This window comes from Paracoccus albus (assembly GCF_027913035.1).
GTDB lineage: Bacteria > Pseudomonadota > Alphaproteobacteria > Rhodobacterales > Rhodobacteraceae > Paracoccus > Paracoccus albus.
Genome location: NZ_CP115775.1, coordinates 1,323,354 through 1,347,940, shown reverse-complemented (window position 1 = coordinate 1,347,940; position 24,587 = coordinate 1,323,354). Strand labels below are relative to the sequence as shown.

22 protein-coding genes and 1 pseudogene are annotated in these 24,587 nt (G+C 59.7%); 10 read left to right on the top strand and 13 right to left on the bottom strand.

Translation table 11 applies throughout. From position 1 onward, the window contains the following. Window positions 1-22: 22 nt before the first annotated feature. The 3 genes from PAF20_RS06725 (at window position 23) to PAF20_RS06715 (ending at window position 3,026) form a co-directional block, all read left to right on the top strand. Entirely contained in the window at window positions 23-1,051 is a 1,029-nt protein-coding gene (locus PAF20_RS06725) for a methionine synthase (protein ID WP_271072940.1), read from the top strand. Between the two features lie 24 nt (window positions 1,052-1,075). Then, window positions 1,076-1,579 (top strand): flavin reductase family protein, encoded by a 504-nt coding sequence (locus tag PAF20_RS06720; protein ID WP_271072939.1) that lies wholly within the window; start codon window positions 1,076-1,078, stop codon window positions 1,577-1,579. A 427-nt stretch (window positions 1,580-2,006) separates the two neighbouring features. After that, on the top strand, window positions 2,007-3,026 hold the full coding sequence (locus PAF20_RS06715; RefSeq protein ID WP_271072938.1) for an LLM class flavin-dependent oxidoreductase: 1,020 nt from the start codon (window positions 2,007-2,009) through the stop codon (window positions 3,024-3,026). A gap of 2 nt (window positions 3,027-3,028) precedes the next feature. Here PAF20_RS06715 and PAF20_RS06710 read toward each other — a convergent pair whose 3' ends face one another. Then, window positions 3,029-3,967: a pirin family protein gene (locus PAF20_RS06710; protein WP_271072937.1), complete on the bottom strand. Its 939-nt coding sequence runs from the start codon at window positions 3,965-3,967 to the stop codon at window positions 3,029-3,031. A 182-nt stretch (window positions 3,968-4,149) separates the two neighbouring features. Here PAF20_RS06710 and ychF point away from each other — a divergent pair, with 182 nt between their 5' ends. After that, window positions 4,150-5,247: a redox-regulated ATPase YchF gene (gene ychF, locus PAF20_RS06705; RefSeq protein ID WP_271072936.1), complete on the top strand. Its 1,098-nt coding sequence runs from the start codon at window positions 4,150-4,152 to the stop codon at window positions 5,245-5,247. An 11-nt stretch (window positions 5,248-5,258) separates the two neighbouring features. Here the strand turns inward: ychF and modC are convergent, their stop codons facing one another. Genes modC through modA form a run of 3 tightly spaced genes read right to left on the bottom strand, consistent with a single transcriptional unit; the run spans window position 5,259 to window position 7,794 of the window. Further along, the gene (gene modC, locus PAF20_RS06700) at window positions 5,259-6,344 is read right to left on the bottom strand and encodes a molybdenum ABC transporter ATP-binding protein (RefSeq protein WP_271072935.1); all 1,086 of its coding nucleotides are present in this window, start codon (window positions 6,342-6,344) and stop codon (window positions 5,259-5,261) included. Continuing rightward, window positions 6,341-7,036 (bottom strand): molybdate ABC transporter permease subunit, encoded by a 696-nt coding sequence (gene modB, locus PAF20_RS06695; protein ID WP_271072934.1) that lies wholly within the window; start codon window positions 7,034-7,036, stop codon window positions 6,341-6,343. Before modB ends, modC begins: the two co-directional genes overlap by 4 nt. A 5-nt stretch (window positions 7,037-7,041) precedes the next feature. Further along, window positions 7,042-7,794: a molybdate ABC transporter substrate-binding protein gene (gene modA, locus PAF20_RS06690; protein ID WP_271072933.1), complete on the bottom strand. Its 753-nt coding sequence runs from the start codon at window positions 7,792-7,794 to the stop codon at window positions 7,042-7,044. A gap of 66 nt (window positions 7,795-7,860) precedes the next feature. Here modA and PAF20_RS06685 point away from each other — a divergent pair, with 66 nt between their 5' ends. Then, the gene (locus tag PAF20_RS06685) at window positions 7,861-9,060 is read left to right on the top strand and encodes an AGE family epimerase/isomerase (protein ID WP_271072932.1); all 1,200 of its coding nucleotides are present in this window, start codon (window positions 7,861-7,863) and stop codon (window positions 9,058-9,060) included. A 314-nt stretch (window positions 9,061-9,374) separates the two neighbouring features. Here the strand turns inward: PAF20_RS06685 and PAF20_RS06680 are convergent, their stop codons facing one another. The 3 genes from PAF20_RS06680 to PAF20_RS06670 are packed head-to-tail and all read right to left on the bottom strand — an operon-like array spanning window position 9,375 to window position 11,561. Further along, window positions 9,375-10,502, bottom strand: coding sequence for a GNAT family N-acetyltransferase (locus PAF20_RS06680; protein WP_271072931.1), 1,128 nt, complete (start codon window positions 10,500-10,502; stop codon window positions 9,375-9,377). Further along, window positions 10,502-11,215 carry an LrgB family protein gene (locus PAF20_RS06675; protein WP_271072930.1) on the bottom strand — a complete coding sequence of 238 codons (714 nt, stop codon included), beginning with the start codon at window positions 11,213-11,215 and terminating at the stop codon, window positions 10,502-10,504. The genes PAF20_RS06680 and PAF20_RS06675 overlap by 1 nt, the downstream gene beginning before the upstream one ends. After that, window positions 11,208-11,561 carry a CidA/LrgA family protein gene (locus PAF20_RS06670; protein ID WP_271072929.1) on the bottom strand — a complete coding sequence of 118 codons (354 nt, stop codon included), beginning with the start codon at window positions 11,559-11,561 and terminating at the stop codon, window positions 11,208-11,210. The genes PAF20_RS06675 and PAF20_RS06670 overlap by 8 nt, the downstream gene beginning before the upstream one ends. Before the next feature lie 295 nt (window positions 11,562-11,856). Between PAF20_RS06670 and smc the strand changes: the two genes are divergently transcribed. Next, window positions 11,857-15,306: a chromosome segregation protein SMC gene (gene smc / locus PAF20_RS06665; RefSeq protein ID WP_271072928.1), complete on the top strand. Its 3,450-nt coding sequence runs from the start codon at window positions 11,857-11,859 to the stop codon at window positions 15,304-15,306. On the opposite strand, the gene PAF20_RS06660 is transcribed toward smc, so the two are convergent. Further along, complete coding sequence (locus tag PAF20_RS06660) at window positions 15,266-16,129, bottom strand: aminoglycoside phosphotransferase family protein (protein WP_271072927.1); 864 nt, start codon at window positions 16,127-16,129, stop codon at window positions 15,266-15,268. The genes smc and PAF20_RS06660 overlap by 41 nt on opposite strands. 107 nt (window positions 16,130-16,236) lie before the next feature. Here PAF20_RS06660 and PAF20_RS06655 point away from each other — a divergent pair, with 107 nt between their 5' ends. From PAF20_RS06655 to zapE, 4 genes are all read left to right on the top strand, one after another. Next, window positions 16,237-16,800: an NADPH-dependent FMN reductase gene (locus PAF20_RS06655; protein WP_271072926.1), complete on the top strand. Its 564-nt coding sequence runs from the start codon at window positions 16,237-16,239 to the stop codon at window positions 16,798-16,800. A gap of 86 nt (window positions 16,801-16,886) precedes the next feature. Beyond that, complete coding sequence (locus PAF20_RS06650) at window positions 16,887-17,342, top strand: RidA family protein (protein ID WP_271072925.1); 456 nt, start codon at window positions 16,887-16,889, stop codon at window positions 17,340-17,342. Then, window positions 17,342-18,088, top strand: a complete 747-nt coding sequence (locus PAF20_RS06645; RefSeq protein WP_271072924.1) for a glycerophosphodiester phosphodiesterase family protein — start codon at window positions 17,342-17,344, stop codon at window positions 18,086-18,088. The genes PAF20_RS06650 and PAF20_RS06645 overlap by 1 nt, the downstream gene beginning before the upstream one ends. Beyond that, window positions 18,088-19,194: a cell division protein ZapE gene (zapE, locus tag PAF20_RS06640; protein ID WP_271072923.1), complete on the top strand. Its 1,107-nt coding sequence runs from the start codon at window positions 18,088-18,090 to the stop codon at window positions 19,192-19,194. Before PAF20_RS06645 ends, zapE begins: the two co-directional genes overlap by 1 nt. 41 nt (window positions 19,195-19,235) lie before the next feature. On the opposite strand, the gene PAF20_RS06635 is transcribed toward zapE, so the two are convergent. The 5 genes and pseudogenes from PAF20_RS06635 to oppB all read right to left on the bottom strand — a co-directional run bounded on the left by PAF20_RS06635 (window position 19,236) and on the right by oppB (window position 24,574). After that, window positions 19,236-20,402, bottom strand: a complete 1,167-nt coding sequence (locus PAF20_RS06635) for a Hint domain-containing protein (protein ID WP_271072922.1) — start codon at window positions 20,400-20,402, stop codon at window positions 19,236-19,238. 161 nt (window positions 20,403-20,563) lie between these two features. Continuing rightward, complete coding sequence (locus tag PAF20_RS06630) at window positions 20,564-21,604, bottom strand: oligopeptide/dipeptide ABC transporter ATP-binding protein (protein ID WP_271072921.1); 1,041 nt, start codon at window positions 21,602-21,604, stop codon at window positions 20,564-20,566. Between the two features lie 142 nt (window positions 21,605-21,746). Further along, a pseudogene (locus tag PAF20_RS06625) lies at window positions 21,747-22,715 on the bottom strand (oligopeptide/dipeptide ABC transporter ATP-binding protein); the annotation flags it as partial. A 1-nt stretch (window position 22,716) separates the two neighbouring features. Beyond that, window positions 22,717-23,640, bottom strand: a complete 924-nt coding sequence (locus tag PAF20_RS06620; protein ID WP_271073266.1) for an ABC transporter permease subunit — start codon at window positions 23,638-23,640, stop codon at window positions 22,717-22,719. 10 nt (window positions 23,641-23,650) lie between these two features. Further along, window positions 23,651-24,574, bottom strand: coding sequence for an oligopeptide ABC transporter permease OppB (gene oppB, locus PAF20_RS06615; RefSeq protein ID WP_271072920.1), 924 nt, complete (start codon window positions 24,572-24,574; stop codon window positions 23,651-23,653). Between the last annotated feature and the right edge of the window lie 13 nt (window positions 24,575-24,587).

Below are 24,587 nucleotides of genomic sequence, written 5' to 3'. Positions count from 1 at the left end.
AGACATCAAGAAGTGAACTGACATGCACAAACTACTTCCCACATCCACTGCCGGCAGCCTGCCGAAACCCGTCTGGCTGGCAGAGCCTGAAAAACTCTGGTCGCCCTGGAAACTGCAGGGTGATGAATTGATCGAGGCCAAACAGGATGCGCTGCGCGTTTCTTTGTCCGAACAACAGCGAGCAGGCATCGACATTGTCAGCGACGGCGAACAGACCCGCCAGCATTTCGTCACGACATTCATTGAACATCTTTCCGGCGTCGATTTCGAAAAGCGCGAGACGGTGCGGATCAGGGATCGCTATGACGCCAGCGTGCCGACCGTTGTCAGTGCGGTAGCTCGTGAAAGGCCGGTTTTTGTCGAGGATGCGAAATTTCTGCGCGCACAGACCGATGCGCCGATCAAATGGGCTCTGCCCGGTCCGATGACGATGATCGACACGCTTTACGACGCCCATTACAAAAGCCGCGAGAAACTCGCCTGGGAATTCGCCGCGATCCTGAACGATGAAGCGAAAGAGCTTGAGGCCGCGGGCGTAGACATCATCCAGTTCGACGAACCGGCATTTAACGTCTTCTTCGATGAGGTGAGCGATTGGGGCATCGCGACGCTGGAAAGGGCGATCGAGGGTCTGAAATGCGAAACGGCGGTCCATATCTGCTATGGCTACGGCATCAAGGCCAATACGGACTGGAAAAAGACACTGGGTGCGGAATGGCGTCAGTATGAACAGGTTTTCCCGAAGCTTCAGGCGTCGAATATCGATCTGGTGTCGCTGGAATGTCAGAACTCGCACGTGCCGATGGAGTTGATAGAGCTTATTCGCGGCAAAAAGGTCATGGTCGGCGCGATTGACGTGGCGAATGAGGCCATCGAGACGCCTGAGCAGGTTGCCGATGTCCTGCGCAAGGCGTTGGAATTTGTAGACGCTGACAAGCTTTACCCCTGCACGAATTGTGGCATGGCCCCGCTGTCCCGGCAGGTCGCGCGTGGCAAACTGGCGGCGCTGAGCGCGGGGGCAGAGATCATCCGGCAGGAACTTTCTGCCTGAGACCCATGCAAAAGGTGTTTTGACATGTTTGACAGCAGTGCTTCCGATACCATTGACCCGCGAGAGTTGCGTGATTGCTGCGGCCGTTTCGCGACCGGCGTCAATATCATCACCACGCGCACCGCAGAGGGTGATCACGGCATGACAGCCAGTGCGTTTATGTCTGTTTCGCTCGATCCACCGCTCATCTGCATCTCGGTCGGGCAGGGCGCGAAGATGCTGGCCAGAATTCGGGAATCGGGACGATATGCGGTGAACATCCTGTCGGAAGGGATGCAACGATACGCTACGCATTTCGCAGGTCGTCCGGATAAAACGCTACCAGATCCCTTTCATGATCGTCACGGTCTGCCCATTCTGAAAGATGCCTCAGCCGTCATCATTGCGGATGTCGTACGGCAGCTGGAAGCAGGTGATCATGTCATTTTTCTGGGTCGTGTCCGACAATTGGAGACTGCCCCCGCGGCGCCACCCCTTCTGTATCATTCAGGTCAGTTTGGGGGTCTTGCCGCCATTCGAAGCGCGTGAAAGCTGCTTTTTGTGGGCATAGACCGATCCGCATCCGACGAAAGTTTGCTGTCGAGAAAATTCCGCCACCAGCGACCGTGCCGCAAGATAAGAAGCAGGCCGCAAAACATCTTCGGGATGGGGAATCAGCGGTAGCGTCAAGAATCTTTCGCATCTGTGGATGCGAAGGAATTCGTACGTTATCGAGTCAGCCTGAGGGTTGGCCGGGATGCCAACTTTCTAGCGCGTGAATAAACTGTGCGATTTTCAAGTGGATACGCTTCGGCACGAAAAATCATTATATGATCCTGTTCGGGCCACTGCGGGTGCGTAACACCTGCCACAGAAGGGATGCAGGGCTGCCATGCGTGGGTTGAATGACGCGGGATCGGATGACTAGGTTTGTCACCAAACGGCCTTCGGGCTTTGTGACATAAAGGTCTGCATTATGAAAAAGCTTGGTTTTCTGTCTTTCGGGCATTGGTCCCCTGATCGCGGCTCGATGGTGCGCAACGCATCGGATGTGCTGCATCAGTCAATCGAACTGGCTGTCGAGGCTGAAAAGATCGGTTTGGATGGGGCGTATTTCCGCGTGCATCATTATGCCCGCCAGCTTGCCTCCCCCTTTCCTCTTCTTTCTGCAATCGGTGCGCGGACCTCTAAGATAGAGATCGGGACCGGCGTCATCGACATGCGCTATGAGAATCCGTTCTACATGGTCGAGGATGCGGGCGCTGCCGATCTCATTTCGGATGGCCGTCTGCAGCTTGGCATCAGTCGCGGCTCGCCCGAACAAGTGATCGACGGCTGGCGCTATTTTGGCCATGAGCCGCAGGAGGGTGAAGATCACGCCGATATGGCCCGCCGCCATGCCGAAGTGTTCTTGCGCTTGCTTGACGGCGAAGGCTTTGCCCAGCCGAACCCCCGTCCGATGTTTCCCAATCCACCCGGTCTGTTGCGGCTTGAGCCGCATTCGGAAGGTCTGCGCGACAGGATCTGGTGGGGGGCCGCGTCAAACGCGACGGCGATCTGGGCGGCAGAGCTGGGCATGAACCTGCAAAGCTCTACCCTGAAGACCGACGAGACCGGAGAGCCTTTCCATATCCAGCAGGCAAAGCAAATCCGCGCCTATCGGGAGGCATGGAAGGCCGCCGGGCATGAACGTGAGCCGCGCGTTTCCGTCAGCCGTTCGATCTTTGCGCTGATGACGCCAGAGGACCGGATGTATTTCGGGCGCGGTGGCAAGGAAGAGGATCAGGTCGGTATCATCGACCAGACCCGTTCGATTTTTGGTCGCGGATACGCGGCAGAACCGGATCAGCTGATCGAAGAATTGCGTCAGGATGAGGCGATTGCAGAGGCTGATACGCTTTTGCTGGCCGTCCCGAACATGTTGGGCGTCGAGTATAACGTGCATGTTCTCGACAGCATCCTGCGCCACGTCGCACCTGCGCTTGGCTGGCGCTGATCCTATCTTTCGGGGGCCCGGGTGAATTCGCTCTGGTCCCCCTCAGGCAATTCGAACATTCCCTCGCCCCAATCGGCGGCGCGCCACGCATTCCGCGCGTCGTCGATTTTGTCGCGGCTGGATGCGACGAAGTTCCACCAGATATAGCGCGGCCCGTTCAGCGTGGCCCCACCAAGCGCCATCAGCCGGGCGCCTTGCGGACCTGCGGCGACAGTGATGCGGTCGCCGGGCCGAAAGATCATCATCCGCCCCGCCTCAAACACGTCGCCCGCAATCGTGACCGAGCCTTGCGTGATGTAAAGACCGCGATCCTCATGGTCGTCCGGCAACGGAAACCGCGCGTTTGGTGCCAGCGTCACGTCAAGATAGAAGGTTTCGGAATAGAGCGTTGCCGGCGCGGTTTCTCCATATGCGCTGCCGAGGATGAGCTTGGCGCTGAACCCCTCTGCCTCGAAGCTTGGCAAGGCATTCTTGCCGTGATGTTCGAAGATCGGGTCCATATCCTCTTGGTCTTCGGGCAATGCAATCCATGTCTGGATGCCAAACAGGCTGTGCGGACCTTGCCGCGCCTGTTCCGATGTCCGTTCGGAATGGGTAACGCCCTTGCCCGCGACCATCCAATTGACGGCGCCCGGCAGGATGACCTGATCTGTTCCGATGCTGTCGCGGTGGTGAAAATCGCCCTGATACAGATAGGTCACCGTCCCAAGCCCGATATGCGGATGGGGGCGCACATCGACGCCCTGACCCGTCAGGAACTCTGCCGGTCCGGCCTGGTCGAAGAAGATGAACGGTCCGACCATTTGCCGCTGAGGGGCGGGCAGGGCACGCTTGACCTCAAACCCGCCAATATCACGTGCGCGCGGAACGATCATGGTCTCAATCGCATCAAGTCCGATTTCATCAGGATTACCTGGCGAAAGCGTTGGATTCCAACTCATGGTCTTCGGTTCCCTTCTGTGAACTGGCGCGGATATGTCGTTAAGATAACGCCGCACAGGCTTTGCTGGTTCAGACCGGGTGTTGGGGGTGCCCCATCCAGCCGCGATGCACGCGACTGGACGTTGCGGCGCATGGCGCGTAAAGACGCGGCCAAACCAAACCTATCTTATGGGACCACGACATGGGCTTTCGCATGGGGATCGTCGGGCTGCCGAATGTCGGCAAATCGACGCTGTTCAACGCGCTGACGCGCACCGCAGCCGCTCAGGCGGCGAATTTTCCGTTCTGCACGATTGAGCCGAATGTCGGCGAGGTTGCCGTCCCCGATCAGCGACTGGACAAGCTGGCCGGTATCGCCGGTTCGAAGCAGATCATCCCGACGCGGATCACCTTTGTTGATATTGCCGGTCTGGTGAAGGGGGCCAGCAAGGGCGAAGGGCTGGGCAACCAGTTTCTGGCAAATATCCGCGAAGTCGATGCCATCGCCCATGTGCTGCGCTGCTTTGAAGATGGCGATGTCACCCATGTCGAGGGCCGCGTCGATCCCATCGCGGATGCCGAAACGATTGAGACAGAGCTGATGATTGCCGATCTGGAAAGCCTTGAAAAACGGCTGGCCAACCTGTCGCGCAAGATCAATGCAGGCGACAAGCAGGCCAAGGAAGACGCCCGCCTGATGAATGCCGCGAAAGAGGCATTGGAAGCGGGAAAACCGGCCCGCACGGTCGAGGTCGCAGATGACGACCGCAAGGCGTGGAACATGCTGCAACTGCTGACCGCCAAGCCTGTGCTTTATGTCTGCAACGTCGCCGAGGATGAGGCCGCACAGGGCAATGCGCTTTCCGAAAGGGTTGCGCAGATGGCGGCCGAACAAGGTGCCGGGCAGGTGGTGATTTCCGCCAAGATCGAGGAAGAGATCAGCCAGCTCGACGCCGAAGAGGCAGAGATGTTCCTGTCCGAGATGGGGCTGGAAGAGGCCGGGCTGGATCGGCTGATCCGGGCGGGCTACGACCTGCTTGGTCTTCAGACCTATTTCACCGTCGGCCCGAAAGAGGCCCGCGCATGGACGATCCGCCAAGGCACGCTTGCCCCTGCCGCCGCTGGCGTCATTCACGGCGATTTCGAGCGCGGCTTTATCCGTGCCGAAACGATCGCCTATGACGACTATATCGCGGGCAATGGAGAGTCGGGTGCCCGAGAGGCTGGCAAGCTCCGGGTCGAGGGCAAAAGCTATGAGGTCAAGGACGGCGACGTCCTGCACTTCCTGTTCAACGCCTGATCACCGGCGTGTCAGCCCGCTGCTACATCGGCAATCGAAACCGATTTCAGGATAGCGTGAATTCTCTTGCCGGGCGTGATTTCAAGCGTGCGGCAAGAACGCGCGGTGATCCGGGACAGGATCGCCGCATCCTCCGCCAGTTTTACGCGGACAAGTATGCTGCCGCTCTGTTCATTCTCGACCCGGTCGACGGTGCCGGTCAGCACATTCAGCGCCGAAATACCCTGCGGCGGCGCAGTGGCAAGCATCACTTCCCGGGCGAGGATGCGCAGCCGGACCGACATGCCATGTCGCAAATCGCCTTTCGCAACCCAGATCGGGCCCGCAGCAGTGGACAACCTCGCAAGCCCATCGGCGTCCTGTGCGACAACTTGCGCTGTCAGCACGGCCCCGGCATCTTGTCCCAACGACAATGCACTGAGCGGATCGGACAGCACATCCGTGGCAGAGCCCGATGCGATGACGCGGCCTTTCTCAATCATGACAACATGGCTGGCCAACCGGCTGATCTCTGATGCCGAGTGGCTGACATAGAGTATGGGCAGGCCAATATCACGTAATGCTTCCAGATAGGGCAATATCTCTGCTTTGCGCGCCTCATCCAATGCGGCCAGCGGTTCATCCAGCAGCAACAGTTTCGGCGCTGACAGGATGGCGCGGCCAAGCGCGACACGCTGACGTTCACCGCCCGACAGCGCACCGGGTCGCCTCTCAAGCAAAGTGTGGATGCCAAGAATTTCGACGACCTCCCGGAAACGCGCCTCGGGCGCACGCTCTGATTTTGGCGCGAAGCGGCGACCGTAATCGAGATTGGCCCGCACGCTGAGATGCGGAAAAAGCCGGGCGTCCTGAAAGACATAGCCGATGCGACGCCGATGCGGCGGCAGGAATATACCCTTTCCGCCATCCGCCAAAATGTTTCCATCCAGCACGATCCTCGCGTGATCGGCCCGCAAAAGTCCGGCAATTGCGTTGATGATCGTGGACTTCCCGGCACCCGACCGTCCGAAAAGCGCGGTCACGCCTTTGCCGGCCCGAAACCGCACATCCAACGAGAAATCCGGAAAGCCGTGTCTGATCTCTGCCGAAAGCGTCATGCGCCCGAAACCCTGCGGGCAGCGGCCCGACCGACCCACTCCGAGGCGAGCAGGGCAGACAATGCGATGGCTAGCGAAATCACTACAAGCCTCGCTGCCTGCGTCTCTCCGCCCGGAACCTGCAATTCAGTATAGATTGCCGTCGGCAGGGTCTGGGTCTGGCCCGGGATGTTCGACACAAAGGTAATAGTTGCACCGAATTCACCCATTGCCTTGGCAAAGGCGATGATGCTGCCCGCGATAATTCCGGGCAGGATCAGGGGCAGGGTGACGCTGGCAAAGACCGATAGACGACTGGCACCAAGGGTTGATGCAGCCTGTTCCAGCTTAGGGTCGACGGCCTCGATGGACAGCCGGATCGTTCGGACCATCAGCGGAAAGGCCATCACGGCCGCAGCAAGGGCGGCACCGGTCCAGCGGAAGGCGAAGGTGAAGCCAAACCATGCCTCCAACGGTTCACCGATAAAGCCGCGTCGACCGAAAGCCAGCAGCAGCAGATAGCCCGTGACAACGGGCGGCATGATCAGCGGCAGATGCACCAGGCCATTCAACATCAACCGCCCCGGAAAGCGCCATCTCGCCAGAGCATATGCGCAGAAGATCCCCAACGGCAGGCTGACAGCCACAGCGACAACCGAAACTTTCAGCGACAGCAGCACAGCCTGCCATTCCTGTGGTGTCAGCCAATCCATTCCGTTCAGTCGATCACCGTGAAACCCTGCTGCTCGAAAATCGCGGCGGCATCCGGGCTGCTTAACATATCGAAGAAAACCTGATCGGCGGCATCATTTGCCTCTTTCAAGACTGCCGCAGGATAGACGATCGGCGGATAGCTTTCCGCCGGAAAGGTGCCGATCAACTGCACAGCGTCTTCTGCCTTCGCATCCGTGGCGTAAACGATCCCGAACGGCGCCTCTCCCGTCGCGACAAGGGCGAGCGCTGCGCGAACATTATCGGCCTGAGCGACCGAAGCACTTACGCCGTCCCATAACCCGAGGCTTTCAAGCGCTGCCTTGCCATACTGACCCGCTGGCACTGAATCGACGAGCGCCATCGCCAGCTTTTCATCACCCAGCCTCGCCGGCAGATCCAGTTCCGGACCGACCTCGACCGGTGCCGCGTCACCATGCGCAATCAGAACAAGGCTGTTCCCCAACAGATCGCGACGTTTTCCCGCCTGTATCTGACCCGCCTTCTCGATCTCATCCATCCAGGCGACATTGGCAGAGATGAATATATCTGCCGGCGCCCCCGCGATGATCTGTCGGGCCAGTGCGTTGGACCCCGCATAGCTGATGACGACCTCATTGCCCGTCTGTTTCGTGAATTTCTGCGCGACCTCATCCAGTGCCGTCTTTAGCGAGGCGGCAGCGAATACGGTGACCTGTTCGGCATCGGCTGGAAAGGCGGCGCCCAACATCACTGCAGAAATCAGGTGGAAAAAACGCATGATCGAACCCGTTATGTTTGCTGAGACATATTGACTGTTTTGCACGAACGGGCAAGTCATGTCGCTATGATAGCGCTGCCACTGACGGAGGATGCGGTGACGGATTACGGGCCGGGCTGGAAACGCAACGAAGCAAAGAAGCTGCTGGACTTTCACGCGCGTGCTTTGAACGCGAAGGGCGGCTTCTACAAACTGGCCGCAGACGGATCGCCACTGGCTGACGATCCGCGCGGGCAGGGCAATACGCGTGAGTTGCACGAAACCACGCGCATGATCCATTCCTACGCCCAAGGCGCTCAGCTCAACCATCCGGCCGCGCATCAGATCGTCGATCATGGCATGAAGTTTCTGTTTGACGGCCATCTGGACCCGGTGAATGGGGGCTTCTGGTGGAGTGTGGATGACGCAGGCCCAATCGACACCAAAAAGCAGGCTTACGGCCATGCTTTCGTGCTTCTGGCGGCGGCTTCGGCGGGAAGTGTCGGGCATCCGGATGCGGCGCGCCTGCGCGAGACCGTGATGACGGTCTTGCGCAGCCGCTTCTGGGAAAATGATCCGGGCGCGGTGTCTGACACATTTGACGAAGATTGGACGAACCCGCCTGCCTATCGCGGCGGCAATGCCAATATGCACCTGACAGAGGCGCTGATCGCCGCACATCGGACATGGTCCGACCCGGCTGATCTTGACATGGCGCGGGCGATTGCACGTTTCATGATCGATCAACATGCGCGGGCAGAGGGCTGGGTTGTGCCGGAACACTTCACGCCGGATTGGAAGGTCGATCGCGATTTCGAAGGCGACCCGATGTTCCGCCCGCCGGGCACTACGCCCGGACATGCGATTGAATGGGCGCGGCTGGTGCTGGAACTGCGCGAGACCGGCGGCATGGACCCGCAGGATGACTGGATGGTAGAGGCCGCGTCCGCGCTTTTCAGCCGCGCAATGCGCGATGCGTGGCTACCCGAAGGCGGGTTCGCCTATACGCTGGACTGGAACGGAAATATCGACAATCGCAGACGTCTGTGGTGGCCGGTTGCAGAGGCCGTGGCCACCAGCCACGCACTGCATCGCGCAACGGGAGACGACGTATGGCTGGGCAACATAGACGAACTCTGGACGCATCTGGACGCGCACCATATCGATCACGAACATGGCGGCTGGTACGCCGAAATCGACGCGTCGGGCCGCCCTGTCGAGACGCTGTTTCCCGGTAAGCCAGATATCTATCACGCCATGACTGCCCTGTCTGCGGGGCTTGAATAGCAGGGACTGAACAACTGGAGGGTGTGTTTATCCAAGTGATCAGAGTGATTTCACTCTCGAAATTGAGGCGGATATTTGACGAAGATACTGTCTTTTCGAATGCTAAAGACGCCTCCGTGATAGCCACAGCACGGTATAAAGAAGCAATCGGTTGTCCATACAGCCAAGTCCGCGTCGCCTCTTTTGCCGGGTCACAACGCTTGATCCGTACCTATTGCGTGGCAATCAGAATCCGCCTACGCGAAGGTCGCCTTCATCTATCGGTCTTTAAACAGAATTCATTCAATGAAAGAGCCATTAAACGAAGATATACTCTAGCCGCGCCGGAACGGTCCCCAATCCCGCAGGAACTCGATTTCCTCGCCGACCGCTGAGCGCTCTCGGTCAAGATACTCTTCCAACGCGCCGCGGAAGCCGGGTTCTGCGACCCAATGCAAGGAATGCGTTTCGGTGGGCAGGTAACCACGGGCCAGCTTGTGTTCGCCCTGCGCGCCAGCCTCGACCCGTTCCAACCCTTCGGCAATCGCGAAATCTATTGCCTGATGATAGCAGAGTTCGAAATGCAGGAAGGGATGCTCCTCAATCGCGCCCCAGTAGCGGCCATAGATGGCATCGGGGCCGATCAGGTTCAGCGCACCTGCTATCGGTTCGCCATCGCGTTCGGCCAGAACCAGAAGACAATCATCCCGCATTGTCTCATGCAGGCGCTCAAAAAAGGCGCGCGTCAGGTAGGGACGGCCCCATTTCCTTGCGCCGGTATGCTGATAGAAAATCCAGAAGGCATCCCAATGGTGGGGCTGAATTTCACTGCCGCGCAATTGGATAATCTTGCCGCCGAAGTCCTGCGCCCGCTCTCGCTCTTTCCTCAGGTTCTTGCGCTTGCGCGAGGACAGGCGATCAAGAAACTCGGCATAGCTAGCATAGCCATCGTTCACCCAGTGAAACTGCTGAGTCGAGCGCGGCAGAAAGCCCGCCTCGGCGCCAAGATCAGCCTCCTCGGCCGAGCAAAAGGTTACATGAGCGCCCGACAGCCCGTTCTGAACGCAAAGCTGAGCCATTGCATTCAAAAGCCCGCGCTGCACCGCCGGGTTATCAGCGATCAGGCGCGGCCCGGTGACTGGCGTGAACGGCACCGCACACTGAAGTTTCGGGTAATATTGCCCGCCCGCACGTTCAAAGGCATCCGCCCAGGCATGGTCGAAAATATACTCTCCCTGAGAGTGCAGCTTGATATAGGCCGGTGCGACCCCCATAACCTTGTCGCCACTGCGTGCGGCCAGATGTGCCGGAATCCAGCCAGTGCCTTCCCCGACAGAGCCGGAGGCCTCTAGCGCGGCAAGGAAGCGGTGGGTGGTGAATGGGTTCGTCGCGGCACCCGTTGCGTCCCAGTCATTGGCTGGAATTTCCGCAATCGCCTGATGAACGGAAACAGAAAGCTCCATCAGAAAGCCCTCAGCACAAGCGGAGCTATGATAGCCGTCAGCACGGCGTTCAGCCCCATGCCTATCCCGGCAAATGCCCCGGCAGTTTCATTTACCTGAAATGCGCGCGCCGTGCCGATACCATGGGCGGCCACCCCAACCGCTAATCCACGGGCGCGCCAATCCGTTACGCGAAACATATTCAGCAGCGGCGTCACGACAATAGCGCCGAATATTCCGGTCAGCAGAACCAGAACAGCGGTCAGTGTCGGTTGACCGCCCAGCCGCTCCGCGATGCCGATTGCAACCGGTGCGGTTGTCGATTTCGGAGCGAGAGAGGCGAGCAGGCTCTGATCCAGCCCGAATGACCGGGCAATGAGCAGCGCTGAGACAATGGCGGTGAGAGATCCGACCAGCAGTGCCGCAAGAACGGGAAGTGCAGCGCGGCGGATGCGGCGCAGGTTGTCATAGAGGGGCAGGCCGAGGCAGACCGTTGCGGGGCCAAGCATGAAATGCACGAATTGCGCACCTTCGAAATAGGTTCGATAGCTTGTGCCGCTTATCCCCAATACGATTGCCAGAATAACGACCGCGATCAGCACCGGGTTCGCAAGACTGCTGCGGCCAGAGGCCCGGAAAAGCAGGTCGCCCGCCCAATAGGCGGCCAGAGTCGCCGTCAGCCATAGCAGCGGCTGGCTGGCCAGATAGGACCAGATCAGGGCCGGGTCATTCATCGGACGCCCCCGATAATCGAGCGACAAGGACGAAGGCCAGGGCCCCGGCTGCGATGGCCAGCAGGGTTGAAACGATAATCGCGATTGCAAGGCCGGCGCCGTGCTGCGAAAGCGTTGGCAGATGTGCCACGACACCCACGCCTGCCGGTACAAAGAACAGCGACAGGTGACCCAGCACCCCTTGTGCGACCGCGCGAATCTTTTCGGCGAAACCTGCCCAGGTGCTGCTGGCAATCACCAGCAGCACCAATCCAATGACCGGGCCCGGTAAAGGCAGGCCCAGCCCACGTGAGGCGACCTCTCCGATAAGCTGGAAGGACAGGATGATTGTCAGGGCAGAGATCATGGCCGGGAAGTTAAGCAACATTGCGCAAAGTGGCTAGGGGCAAGCAAGGCGGGTTGTTATTGTCAGTTGTGCAAGAACGGCACGCTGCCAAGCGTAATTACGTTTTGCAATGAAGCGCTTGGTCACGGGGCAGCCTGTCCGCGAAATAGCGCGTTTCAGACTAACTTATATTTTGTTCATCGCCCAAAAGGTTGTGGATAACATATCTGCAGATGCTAGATATAGCGGTTTTTGTTGACTCTGGTTTGCTCAGTCCGGAAGATTACGGAAAACAAAACCGATTCCGGGGCAGCGCGTGAAATTCGACCGACTTAAGCTGAACGGCTTCAAATCCTTTGTCGATCCGACCGATCTGGTCATTCGCGAAGGTCTGACCGGCGTGGTGGGGCCGAACGGCTGCGGTAAGTCCAACCTGTTGGAGGCGCTTCGCTGGGTGATGGGTGAAAACCGTCCGACGGCCATGCGTGGCGATGGAATGGAAGATGTTATCTTCGCGGGCACATCCCGGCGGGGCGCGAGGGCACATGCCGAGGTCACGCTGAGCATCGACAACACGCAGCGGCTTGCGCCTGCGGCGGTCAATGATGCCGATGGGATTGATATTGTCCGGCGCATCACCCGCGATGCAGGCTCTGCCTATAAGATAAACGGCAAGGAAGCCCGCGCCCGCGACGTGCAGATGCTGTTTGCCGATGCCTCGACCGGCGCGCATTCGCCCGCGCTTGTCCGGCAGGGTCAGATATCAGAACTGATCAACGCCAAACCAAAGGCCAGACGACGCATTCTTGAGGAAGCGGCGGGGATATCCGGCCTGTATGCGCGAAGGCATGAGGCGGAGCTGAAGCTGAACGGTGCCGAAAACAATCTGACGCGCGTCGATGACACGCTGGATCAGCTTGCGACCCAAGCGGCACAATTGGCGCGGCAGGCCCGCGCAGCCGCGAAGTATCGCGAGATCGGCACGGCCCTGCGGCTTGCCGAAGGCGTATTGCTTTACCGGCGTTGGGCAGAGGCCGATCAGGCCCGCGATACCGCAGCCGCGGCCCTGCGCGAGGCGATCAGCGCTGCGTCGACTGCCGAAGCTGCGGCAAAACAAGCGTTGTCGTCTCGCGAAAAGGCCGAGGCCGCTCTGCCGCCGCTGCGCGAAGAAGAACAGATTGCGGCGGCCGTCTTGTCCCGTGCCGTCGTTGATCGCGAAGCCCTGGATGAGGCAGAGGCGCGGGCGGAAGCCGCGATTGCCGCCCTTCGCGGCAGGATCGCACAATTGGTCAGGGACATCGAACGCGAGGGTCAGCTGAACCGGGATGCGGCAGAGGTTGTTGAGCGCCTGGCCTGGGAAAAGCGTGAGCTGGAAAAAGCCGGGCAGGGCCATAATGACAAGCAGGATTCCGCGGCGCGAGAGGCCGATGAATCGGCAGATGTTCTGCGTGAGGTGGAGGCAAAGCTTGCGGAACTGACGGACGAATCTGCGCGGCTGACGGCGCAGGCGCATTCGGCGGAACGGCTTGTGTCGGACCTGACCTCTATGCGGGATCGGGCGGAAAGAGCTGCCGGTGAAGCAGAAGCTGCCGCTTCCCGCGCCGATTTAGCGGGTTCGGAAGCCGAATCAACCTTGGCATCTGCAGAGACGGCACATCAGGCCGCTGTAAAGGCTGCGGAGAACGCCGAGCGGCAACTGGCGGCAGCAGAATCCGCACGCGCCGCTGCAGAAAATGATGAAAGCACCGCTCGCGCGACGCGCGCCGAACTGGAAGGCGAGGCAGGTGCGCTGCGCGCGGAAATGACCGCTTTGGAGAAACTGGTTGCGCGCGGTGCAGGTGACGGCACTGCGCTGCTTGATCAGGTCCGCGTGACAAAAGGCTTTGAACTGGCACTGGGCGCGGCACTTGGCGACGATCTGTCGGTTCCTATTGCCACGGGCGGTTCTGGCTGGGTCGAGCTGCCTGAATATGATGAAACGGCAGCTTTGCCGGAAGGGGCGGAGGCTCTGGCCGGGCAGGTCGAGGGACCGCACCTTTTGAAGCGTCGGCTGTCTCAGATTGGCATTGTCACCGAAAGCGCCGATGCTCAGGCGCTTCAGCCGCAATTGCGACCGGGCCAGTGCCTGGTCAGTCGCGATGGCGGTTTGTGGCGTTGGGATGGGCTGACGTCTTTGCCGGGGGATGCGAGTTCTGCGGCCGCGCGTCATCTGGAACAGGTTAACCGGCTGACGGAGCTGCGTGCCATTGCAGAGCTGGCGGTATCAAAAGCTGCCGATGCGACTGCAGTCCATGATGCGGCGAAGGCGAAGCTCAACCAGTCTGGCGCGGCGGAGAAATCGGCCCGTGAGGCACGACGAGAGGCCGAACGCGCATTGTCCGACGCGGCCCGAACCTCCACGCGCGCTGAAAGCGATCTGTCGATGGCGCGGGCCCGGGCGGAATCGGCACGCAGCGAGTTGCTGCGTCACCGTGAAGATGCCTCGGATGCCCGGGCGCGGCTGGCAGAGGCGCAGCGTCAGCTTGATGCGCTGCCGGATCGCGGTGCCGCCGCCGCAGCCGTTGAAGCCGCGAAAACCGGTGTCGAGGCTGCGCGCATTGCAACAATGACACGGCGAAGCGCATTGGATGAGTTGAAGCGCGAAGCGAATGCCCGCACGCGCCGCCTTCAGGAGATTGCAAAAGAGGAATCTGGCTGGAAACAGCGGTTGGAACAAGCCGGAACGCGCGCGGCAGAGCTGAACGGCCGTCGCGAGGAAAGCGAGGCTGAACTGGCCCTGGCAGAGCGACAGCCCGCAACCCTCGCTGAAAAGCGCACCAGCCTGCAACAGGCCGAAGCGGCCGGTGAGGCTCGTCTGGCGAAGGCGCGAGAGGCACTGTCAGAAGCCGAAAACGCCCTGCGCCTTGCTGCGATAACGGAGCGCGATGCAGAACGGATCGCCTCGGAATCGCGTGAGGCGCGTGCGGCACGAGAGGCGCGCGCGGAAGCTGCCAGAGATACCGAAGCCGCCGCTCGGGCACGCATCTTCGAGGGAACCGAAGCCACACCAGAGGCGCTGCTGGAAAGTCTGGGCGACAGTGACACCGATCTGACCGCGACAGCGCTAGAGGATAAGATCGCCCGTCTGCGTGCAAGCCGGGACGCTATCGGTCCGGTCAATCTCCGCGCAGATGAGGACAAGCGCGAACTGGAGGAAGAACGCGCAAAGCTTGCCGGAGAGAAAGACGATCTGGAAGAGGCGATCCGCAAATTACGCGCGGGTATTGCCAGCCTCAACCGTGAAGGCCGTGAAAGGCTGCTGGCCGCGTTCGAAACGGTCAACAACAACTTCACAACGCTGTTCACGCATCTGTTCGGCGGCGGTGAGGCCAAGCTTGTGCTGGTCGAATCCGACGATCCGCTGGAGGCCGGCCTTGAGATCATGTGCCAGCCGCCCGGTAAGAAACTCTCGACGCTCAGCCTTCTGTCGGGGGGTGAACAGACGCTGACCGCATTGGCACTGATTTTTGCCGTTTTCCTTGCCAATCCGGCACCGATCTGTGTGCTGGACGAGGTTGACGCGCCGCTTGATGATGCGAACGTTTCGCGCTTCTGTGATTTGCTGGATGAGATGACGCGCCGGACCCAAACGCGTTTTCTGATCATCACCCACCATGCGGTGACGATGGGGCGGATGGACCGTTTGTTTGGCGTAACGATGGTCGAACAGGGTGTCAGCCAGCTTGTCAGCGTCGACCTGAAAAGGGCGGAACAGTTGGTGGCGTGAGAGTCGCGATTTCAGCCGCCGCAAGTTCGGCAATACGCAGGTCAATTTCTGCCATAGGGTCGTTGTCTGAGATGAACCATGCGGCCGACAAGCCTGTCCAGGCAAGTATCCACTGCAATAATCTCAGCCGGTCTATTCCCGCAGCCTTGCAGACAACGTCAAGCCTGCGCTGAAACACGCCCGGCCGGGTCGCGACAGGCCGGGTGGGATCTGACAGGTCAGGATTGGTGAAGATGTTGGCATAATCGAAGGCACGATCTCCGTAAATGCCTTTGGGATCAATCGCCAGCCAACCCCTCTGACCAAAATCCAGCACGTTGTCGTGGTGCAGATCACCGTGAAGAATCACAGGGCCGTCTTGCGTCGCCAGCAGCTTTTCTGCCGTCCTCCACGATTGAGCCAGCAGTCCACCATGGGTCGCGGCGGCCGATCGCAGCTCTCGGAACCACACCGCGATTGGGACTGGTACGGGTGGATCAGGTCGCTTCAGGTGAAGTTGCTGCGCTGCGGCGCAAATGATGCGGCATGCCTCGTCGTCGTCCCCGTTTCGCGCCATATCAGCAAGAGAGTTCCCTCCTTGCGCCCGTTCCAGCAGCAGTGCGCCGTCAGCGCGTTTCAGGACGCGTGCGGCACCTTGGCCGTTCCACCATTCCATGATGGCACCGCCGTGAATTTCATCGGCGTTTTCCGTAACTTTGAGCATCGCTGGCTGAGGACCATAAAGCACCGGCATCAATCTGGCATGATGCGTTGAAAATGCGGGCCCATCGGGCACCAGATGCCACTCACTCAGCCACGGCTTTAGAGATGTCTGCACCCTCATTTTGTCGTCCAAGCCTGCCATATTTGTCCTTTGCGCATAGCTGCCTTCCCCTTGCGGCAACGCAGCACTCGTCATAGGTCGACCTCAATAGATTTAAGGAAACTGCCATGAAATTGAACGTCATCATCACCAGCACCCGACCCGAACGCAACGGAGAGCCTGTCGGTCAGTGGTTCCATGAATATGCGTCCGAAAATCGCGGCGACTTTGATGAGGTGATTCTGTCCGATCTGGCAGAGCTTGGCCTTCCCCTGTTGAACGAGCCGCATCATCCGCGCGCGCAGAAATACACGCATGAACACACGAAGAAATGGGCCGGGATCGTGAAGGGTTCAGACGCATTTGTCTTTGTCATGCCGGAATATAACTACGCCCCGCCACCCGGCTTTTTCAACGCCATCGACTATCTGGCACTGGAATGGAACTATAAACCCGCCGGATTTGTGTCCTATGGCGGTGTGTCTGGCGGCATTCGCGCAAGCCAGGGCGCCAAGGAAATCCTGACGACCGTGAAAGTCATGCCTTTGCCCGAACAGGTCATGATTCCGATGGTTTTCGAGCATCTGAAAGATGGCGTCTTTTCCGCACCGAAGATCGTTCGCGACAGCGCGGATGCCATGATTGCGGAACTTGGAAAATGGTCCGCAGCGCTTAAAACCCTGCGCGACTGATTGGCGCTGCGCGCAAGTCGCTTATGGGCTTTCACAATCGGGTCGTTCCGTCCTAGGATCGGCCCGATTTATGACGGAGCTGCCCAATGTCCCATGATGCCCGACTGGCCGAGCTTGAGATAGACCTGCCCGACGCACTCGCGCCGGTTGCGAATTATGTCCCCTATCAGCGGAGCGGTAACCTGCTGTTCATTTCGGGGCAGATTTCCAACGGACCGGACGGCCTGATCAAGGGCAAGCTGGGCGCGAATATGGATGTCGCGTCGGGCGCTGCAGCTGCGCGCAGCTGCGGGCTGGGATTGCTGGCACAGGCGCGCGCAGCACTTGGTTCACTTGATAAGGTGACCCGCGTCGTCAAACTGACCGCATTCGTGAATTCGACACCGGATTTCGGTGACCAGCCAGAGGTCGTGAACGGCTGCTCTGATCTGATGGTCGAAGTGTTCGGCGATGCTGGCCGACATGCGCGCGCAGCAGTCTCTGCACCCGCCCTGCCGCGTGGTGTCGCCGTCGAAATCGAAGCTATTTTTGAGGTGGCGTGATGGCGCTTCATCCAGATTTCATCCGTTTACCCATTGCGCATCGCGGTCTGCACTCAGACGGCGTGCCTGAAAACTCCTTGCCTGCATTTCGCGCGGCGGTCGAAGCGGGCTATGGGATAGAGCTTGATATTCAGCCCGCGGCGGACGGAACACCGATGGTGTTTCACGACTACGATCTGATGCGCATGTGCGACGATGAAGGCTATATCTCGGACATGGATCTGGATGATCTGGCCAAGGCGAAGCTTCTGGGCACCGAGGAGAAGATTCCGACCCTTGCCGAAACCCTGCGAGAGATTGCGGGCAGGGTCCCCTTGCTGATCGAGATCAAAGATCAGGATGGGCGTCTGGGCACCACGATAGGCGAGGTGCACAGCCGCGTTGCTGCTTTGCTGCAAAACTACGATGGCCCGGTCGCGGTCATGTCGTTCAATCCGAACACTGTTGCAGCTTTTGGTGAGGCGGCACCGAACGTGACGCGGGGGCTGACAAGCTGCGCTTTCGACAAGAACGACTGGCCAATGCTGGATGATGAGACGCGTAAAAAGCTGTCGGAATTACGTGATTTCGAACGCGTCGGTGCAGAGTTTGCGTCTCACGACTGGCACGACCTTACAAATCCAGCTGTCGAAGCGCTGAGATCACAAGGCGTGCCGGTGCTTTGCTGGACGGTGCGCAGCGCCGACGAGGCAGCAGAGGCCCGGCAGCGTGCCGATGGAATCACATTCGAGAACTTCGTCCCCTGATGACCACCGTTACCGCGCTATACGAATCCCGCGTCGGGTCCGGGCAGCTTAAAGATGACGCGGCGCAGCGCAGCGCCTTGCCGGCGTTCGACGCGGTTCTCGAATCGGTCGCGCAATCGCGTCCCGTACAGGCGCGATCGGGCTGGCGACGCTGGTTCGGCACCGAGGATGAGGCACAAACCGAAGGCACGAGGGGCCTGTATATCTGGGGCGGCGTCGGTCGCGGCAAATCCATGCTTATGGACCTGCTGATGGAAGCCGCGCCTATCCCTGACAAGCGTCGGGTTCACTTTCATGAGTTCATGCAGGAAATTCACGCTGGCCTGAACGAAGCACGCAAGCGCGGCGACCGCGACGCCATCAGGCCCGTTGCCGATGGCGTGGCGGCGAAAGCGCGGCTTCTGTGCTTTGATGAGATGCAGATCACCGACATTGCCGATGCGATGATCGTCGGGCGTCTGTTCGAGGCGCTGTTCTCGCACGGTGTGTGTATCGTCACCACTTCGAACCGCGCACCCGAGGAGTTATACAAGAACGGCCTCAATCGTCACCGTTTCCTGCCGTTCATTGATCTTCTGCATGAGAAGATGGAGGTTTTGCCCCTCGATAGTCCGCACGATCACCGACAGGGCAGAACGACAGGCGAGCAGGTCTGGTTCAGCCCGCTGAACCGTGAAACCCGTGCGGACATGGAAGCGATCTGGACAGAGCTGACCGATGGCCAGCCCACGCCACCGATGACGGTGGAGGTTCATGGTCGCAAAGTTGAGATAGCGCAGCACCTTGGCCGGATGGGGCGGGCGAGCTTTTGGGACCTTTGCTCTCGTGCGCTTGGTGCAGCGGACTATCTTGCGATTGCGAATGCTGTCGATCTCCTGATGATAGACGATATTCCGCAGCTTTCATCGTCGAACTTCAACGAAGCCAAGCGCTTCGTGACGCTTGTCGATGCGCTTTACGAGGCGAAGGTGAGGGTCATCGCCTCTGCCGCGGCAGAGCCGGAACGTCTTTATATAGAAGGCGAAGGCAGCTTTGAATTCGAACGCACCGCGTCACGCTTGCGCGAGATGCAGGATGCATCCTGGGGACGGGCGAAAGAAAGCTAGAGCAGTGCGCATGAGACGGGAATCTTGGGATTGTCAGATGTTCAGGCTAGGGCCTCCCTATTTTCGGAGGTGGATGACATGGGCTGTCCCGCCGCTCGCGGTGAACCGGATGAGTTCAGCGCGGCGGATTCGCTCAGATGATGCGCGAGCAAACGGTCAACATCCTTCCGACGCGAGAGGAAGGGGGCAGCAGGCGGATAGCTGAAATCCGCACCGAACAGCTCGGGAAAAATCAGTGCCAGTTCAGCCCGACCCTCCGGCGACAGGCTGCCCAGAAACTCCTTGCCCAGATACAGAGACTCTGTCCAGGCTCCGTTGCTGCACACGCAGCTATGTTCATCCAGCAGCAGGTGAAAATAGGTGAACGGTGCTTCGCCCTGATAGGGTCGGACGCCCGGCACGCCCAGCAGCTTTTTAGCCGGGATCAGCAGTTCGGCGGTCCCGGTAAGTTCCGCGGTGAGCGCTGAGGAGACGCGCACCCGGTGTTGAGGTGATATGGCCAGTTCTGTTTCGGGTGTGTCCGGTCCAAGGCTGCCGGGTCCAATCAGCACCGGGCGCAGTTTCGGTATCGCGCGCAGCGCCTCCGTGCTGATCTCACGAGAGCCGATCCAGCGGATTGGAAGCGCCCGGCCAGACAGCGTGTTAACCAGATCGCCTACTGCCAGAGTCTCGACAGGCCGGGGGCCGTCTGGCGTGTCGATCAGCGTGCCGTTGCAAAAGCACGGCGCAGGGAGGGAGCTGTAGGGGATAGAACTTGGCTGGGTGCTTGACACGACGGTCAGGGTCGCACCGTCCGGAGGCGCGTCGCCGTTCTGCCAGATATAGAATGAGGTCGGGCTTGCCGTAGCGTCGCTGTTCGTGCCTACCGTACCGGTATAGGCGCGATATTCGATATCGGTCGCCGTATCTTTGAAAACGATCTCCCCGGTGCTGGTTATACGGGTTGGGGGAAGGTAGGTGATGCCGTTGATGGTCGCCGCTTGTGCCAGCGTCTGTTGTGAGTTGTCGGCCTCGACGAAGCCGCCGTCGTCATCTGTTACAACCACCGAATATTTTTCGCGGGCATTGTAGGTATATACCTGTCCCGCCGTAGCCTCGGGCAAGCCGCTGCCCAACTCGTCGATGGTCGAGCCGGGGTCGTCCCCGCCAGAGACCCAGGTAAATGCGCCCGTCGCATCGATGAGACTACCGAACGAATAATCAGCCATCAGTTCTTCTCCTGCACGAAAAATCCGGCGGGGAACCTCAGCGAAGTAACTTTGGCCGGAATCAGCTATACCGGGATTCTTTGAGCAGATCTGGTTAATAAATTCAACTAGTGTAAGCGTTGAAAAATACTAACCCGCGAACGGTTTTTGTAGATGTGAGCCTAGGCCGGTTCAGCTTCAAGCGCTGTCGCTCTTGCGACTTCTTCCTCTGTCAGCTTGCCGGGGAAATGGCATGCGGTCAGGTGGTTCGGGCTTCCCATCAGTTCCGGCACGGTTGCCGCGCAGGCTGCTGTCGCGCGGGGGCAGCGGGTGCGGAAAACGCAGCCCGAAGGTGGCGCCATGGGTGAAGGCAACTCTCCGGTGAGCGGGATAATGGTCTTGGTCCGCTCCAGTTCGGGGTCGGGAACCGGGACCGCCGATAGCAACGCCTGCGTATAGGGGTGCTGGGGGGCCGCATAAAGGGATTCCGCCTCGGCCAGTTCCATGACGCGGCCAAGATACATGACCAGCACGCGGTGGCTGATATGCTTCACCACAGAAAGATCATGCGCGATGAAGATCAGCGCGAGGTTCAGATCCTTCTGCAGATCGGCCAGCAGATTGATGACCTGCGCCTGAATCGAGACATCAAGCGCGGATACCGGTTCATCGCAGATGATCAGCTTTGGCTCGACGATCAGTGCCCGCGCGATGCCGATGCGCTGACACTGACCGCCCGAGAATTCATGCGGATAGCGGTTGATCTGGTTGGGCAGCAGACCTACACGCTCCATCATTTCCTTGACGCGGCGCTTGACCTCATCGCGTTTCAGGCCGGGGTGGTGGGTGGTCAGCGGCTCTGCGATGATCTGGCCCACGGTCATGCGCGGGTTGAGCGATGCGAGCGGGTCCTGAAACACCATCTGGATGTCATTGCGGTATTTCATCATCTTGCGCGGCGACAGGCCGATCAGATCGGTGCCGTCCTGCCAGATTGCGCGTCCCTTCGCTGGCGCAAGGCCGATCAGCCCGCGTGCCAGCGTCGATTTACCTGAACCGGATTCGCCCACGATGCCGAGCGTCTCGCCGGGGTTCAGGGTGAAATTGACGCCGCCCACTGCATGAAGCAGGCGCGGCGCGGTCCAGGGCATGTCGCCCTCGCGCCGGATCGGGAAGGTCACGCGCATGTCCTGCACGTCGAGCAGCGGCTTAGCGTTTGTCATCTGGAAGCTCCTGCGGGGTTCCGGCAGTGGCGGGGCCGACGGTCAGCCCATCCTCGATGTGGTCTTGCGGATCACCGATATCCTGATCGCCGGTTTCGTCGGCCGCAGCCTCCATCGGCAGATCGTCATGGGTGACAGCGCCCGCGCGAACTGCGTCGATCCCGGCGTGGCAAGACCGTGAGCGGCCCTCGGCAAAGGGTGTAAGCACCGGGCGGTCGCTGCGGCAGATCTCCATCGCGAAATCGCAGCGCGGCGCAAAAGCGCAGCCCGGTGGCGGATTCGACATATTGGGCGGGCTGCCGGGGATGGCCGACAGCTTGTCGCCCTTTTGATCGACGCGCGGAATCGCGGCCAGCAGCCCCTTGGTATAGGGATGCGTCGGATCGGCAAACAGAATGTCGGTTTCGCCTTCCTCGCGGATGCGCCCGCCATACATGACCGACACACGCTCACACGAACCTGCTACGACGCCGAGGTCGTGGGTGATCAGGATCATGGCCATGCCGAATTCCGTTTGCAGGTCATCCAGAAGCTTCATGATCTGCGCTTGCACCGTCACATCCAGTGCTGTCGTCGGCTCATCCGCAATCAGCACGTCAGGCTGACACAGCAGCGCCATTGCGATCATGACGCGCTGACGCATCCCGCCGGAGAACTCGTGTGGATAAAGGCGCGCACGACCCTTGGCATCGGGGATGCGCACGGCATCCAGCATTCGGATGGAGTCCTGAACCGCGGCGCGTTTTGAAAGGCCGTGATGCAGCATAAGCACTTCGGCCATCTGATCGGATACCCGCATATACGGGTTCAGCGAAGTCATCGGGTCCTGAAAGATCATGGCGATGTTTTCCGCCCTGATCTGGTTCAGCAACTTCGGTTTCGCGTTCAGGATCTCCTGACCGTCGAATTTGACGCTGCCCGTCGCCCGTCCGTTCTTGGCCAGCAGGCCCATCACCGCAAAGGAAAGCTGTGACTTACCAGAACCGGATTCGCCCACGATGCCAAGCGTTTCGCCCCGGTCCAGCGACAGGTTCACGTTGTTGACGGCATGAACCTCGCCGTCATTGGTGGTGAAGGTGACGCTGAGATCGTTGATGTCAAGCAGTGCCATATCAGCGGTCCTTCGGGTCTAGCGCATCACGCAGGCCGTCGCCGATGAAGAAAAAGGCGAAAAGCGTGACGATGAAGAAGCCAAGAGGGAAGGCAAGTTGCCAGATGGTGCCGTAGCGCATCGTGCCCGACCCTTCAGAGATCAGCGCACCCCAGCTGGTCAGCGGTTCCTGCACGCCAAGGCCGAGGAAGGAGATAAAGCTCTCTGTCAGGATCATCAGCGGGACCAGCAGGGTGGCGTAGACCGCGACGACGCCCAGCAAATTAGGCACGATATGGCGGATGATGATCTTCCATGTGGGCACGCCGGTGGCACGTGCAGCCTCGATAAACTCGCGGTTCTTCAGCGTCAGGGTCTGGCCGCGCACGATGCGCGACATTTCCAGCCATGAAATCAGCCCGATGCCAAGAAACAGCATCGACAGCGAGCGCCCGAAGATCACCAGCAGCAGGATCAGCACGAACATATAGGGGATGGACAGCAGGATATCGACGGTGCGCATCATGATCGCATCCGTTCGCCCGCCGATATAGCCCGAGGTCGCGCCGTAAAGCGTGCCGACGATCACCGCGACGCCTGCGCCGACAATGCCGACCATCAGTGAGATGCGGGTGCCCTGGATGGTGCGTGCGAACAGGTCGCGGCCCAGGTCGTCGGTGCCGAAATAATGGCCGTTCTCGATCGAAGGTGCACCTTGCGTCGCGGCAGAGCCCATGACCGAGAAGTCGATGGAATCGTAGGTCCAGACGGCAATAAGGTTTCCAAAGATCGCGAACAGCACCACAAGCAGCAGGACGATCACTGCCACCATAGCGGCCTTGTTGCGGAAAAAGCGCTTGCGGGCATCTGCCCAGGGGCTACGGCCCTTGACCTCGGCCGCCGCCATGCGATCGGACAGGCCCTTGATTTTATCGTGCTCAATCATTGTCATGGCATCAATACCTGATCTTCGGGTCGATCCACGCGTACATGATGTCGACGATAAGGCTGAACAGGATGGTCAGCGCACCAACAAGGATCGTCACGCCCATCATCACCGCGTAATCGCGGTTCAGCGCCGAATCCACGAAGCTTTTTCCGATCCCTCCGGTCGAGAAATACATATCGATGACGACCGATCCGGTAATCATCGAGACAAAGCATGGGCCGAGATAAGAGATCACCGGCAAAAGCGCGGGTTTCAGCGCGTGGCGCATGATGATCTTGCGCGAGGGCAGACCCTTGGCGCGCGCTGTGCGGATGTGGTTGGAACTGAGAACTTCCAGCATCGAGGATCGGGTGATCCGGGCGATGGATGCCATGTAAGACGTGCCAAGCGCGATAACCGGCATGATCCAGTAATCGGCGTTCTGGAAACTCCACCCGCCGCCGGGCAGCCAGCCGAGCGTCAATGTGAAGATCAGCACCAGAATGGGCGCCATCACGAAGTTGGGCAGAACCTGTGCACCGATAGAGATACCGACGGCCAGATAATCCAGCCATGTGTTCTGACGGATGGCGGCCATTGCGCCCAGGGTGACACCCACGACCGCGGCCAGAACGAATGACAGCAGACCATAGGTCAGCGTGATCGGGAAACCCTGCGCGATGATCTGGTTCACCGTGCGGTCGGGATAGACGAAGCTGGGGCCAAAATCGAAATGACGCACGATGCCCCAGACGTAATCCGCGATCTGCTTCCACATCGGATCGTTCAGGCCGTATTTAGCCTCAAGATTTGCCAGCACCTGCGCAGGCACCTCTCGTTCCTGAGTAAACGGGCCGCCGGGGGCAGCATGCATCAGCACGAATGAAAAAATGATCAGCAGCAGCAGTGTGGGAATTGCCACGGCCAATCGTCGAATAATGAATCCAAACATCCTCTGGTTCCGT

Coding starts and splice junctions, on each gene's coding strand:
- PAF20_RS06620 (WP_271073266.1), bottom strand. CDS start 23,640: ATGATTGAGCACGATAAAATCAAGGGCCTGTCCGATCGCATGGCGGCG.
- PAF20_RS06725 (WP_271072940.1), top strand. CDS start 23: ATGCACAAACTACTTCCCACATCCACTGCCGGCAGCCTGCCGAAACCC.
- zapE (WP_271072923.1), top strand. CDS start 18,088: ATGACCACCGTTACCGCGCTATACGAATCCCGCGTCGGGTCCGGGCAG.
- PAF20_RS06660 (WP_271072927.1), bottom strand. CDS start 16,129: ATGAGGGTGCAGACATCTCTAAAGCCGTGGCTGAGTGAGTGGCATCTG.
- PAF20_RS06710 (WP_271072937.1), bottom strand. CDS start 3,967: ATGAGTTGGAATCCAACGCTTTCGCCAGGTAATCCTGATGAAATCGGA.
- PAF20_RS06655 (WP_271072926.1), top strand. CDS start 16,237: ATGAAATTGAACGTCATCATCACCAGCACCCGACCCGAACGCAACGGA.
- PAF20_RS06670 (WP_271072929.1), bottom strand. CDS start 11,561: ATGATCTCTGCCCTGACAATCATCCTGTCCTTCCAGCTTATCGGAGAG.
- PAF20_RS06680 (WP_271072931.1), bottom strand. CDS start 10,502: ATGGAGCTTTCTGTTTCCGTTCATCAGGCGATTGCGGAAATTCCAGCC.
- ychF (WP_271072936.1), top strand. CDS start 4,150: ATGGGCTTTCGCATGGGGATCGTCGGGCTGCCGAATGTCGGCAAATCG.
- modB (WP_271072934.1), bottom strand. CDS start 7,036: ATGGATTGGCTGACACCACAGGAATGGCAGGCTGTGCTGCTGTCGCTG.
- modA (WP_271072933.1), bottom strand. CDS start 7,794: ATGCGTTTTTTCCACCTGATTTCTGCAGTGATGTTGGGCGCCGCCTTT.
- PAF20_RS06720 (WP_271072939.1), top strand. CDS start 1,076: ATGTTTGACAGCAGTGCTTCCGATACCATTGACCCGCGAGAGTTGCGT.
- PAF20_RS06675 (WP_271072930.1), bottom strand. CDS start 11,215: ATGAATGACCCGGCCCTGATCTGGTCCTATCTGGCCAGCCAGCCGCTG.
- PAF20_RS06635 (WP_271072922.1), bottom strand. CDS start 20,402: ATGGCTGATTATTCGTTCGGTAGTCTCATCGATGCGACGGGCGCATTT.
- PAF20_RS06650 (WP_271072925.1), top strand. CDS start 16,887: ATGTCCCATGATGCCCGACTGGCCGAGCTTGAGATAGACCTGCCCGAC.
- PAF20_RS06685 (WP_271072932.1), top strand. CDS start 7,861: ATGATAGCGCTGCCACTGACGGAGGATGCGGTGACGGATTACGGGCCG.
- oppB (WP_271072920.1), bottom strand. CDS start 24,574: ATGTTTGGATTCATTATTCGACGATTGGCCGTGGCAATTCCCACACTG.
- modC (WP_271072935.1), bottom strand. CDS start 6,344: ATGACGCTTTCGGCAGAGATCAGACACGGCTTTCCGGATTTCTCGTTG.
- PAF20_RS06715 (WP_271072938.1), top strand. CDS start 2,007: ATGAAAAAGCTTGGTTTTCTGTCTTTCGGGCATTGGTCCCCTGATCGC.
- PAF20_RS06630 (WP_271072921.1), bottom strand. CDS start 21,604: ATGACAAACGCTAAGCCGCTGCTCGACGTGCAGGACATGCGCGTGACC.
- PAF20_RS06645 (WP_271072924.1), top strand. CDS start 17,342: ATGGCGCTTCATCCAGATTTCATCCGTTTACCCATTGCGCATCGCGGT.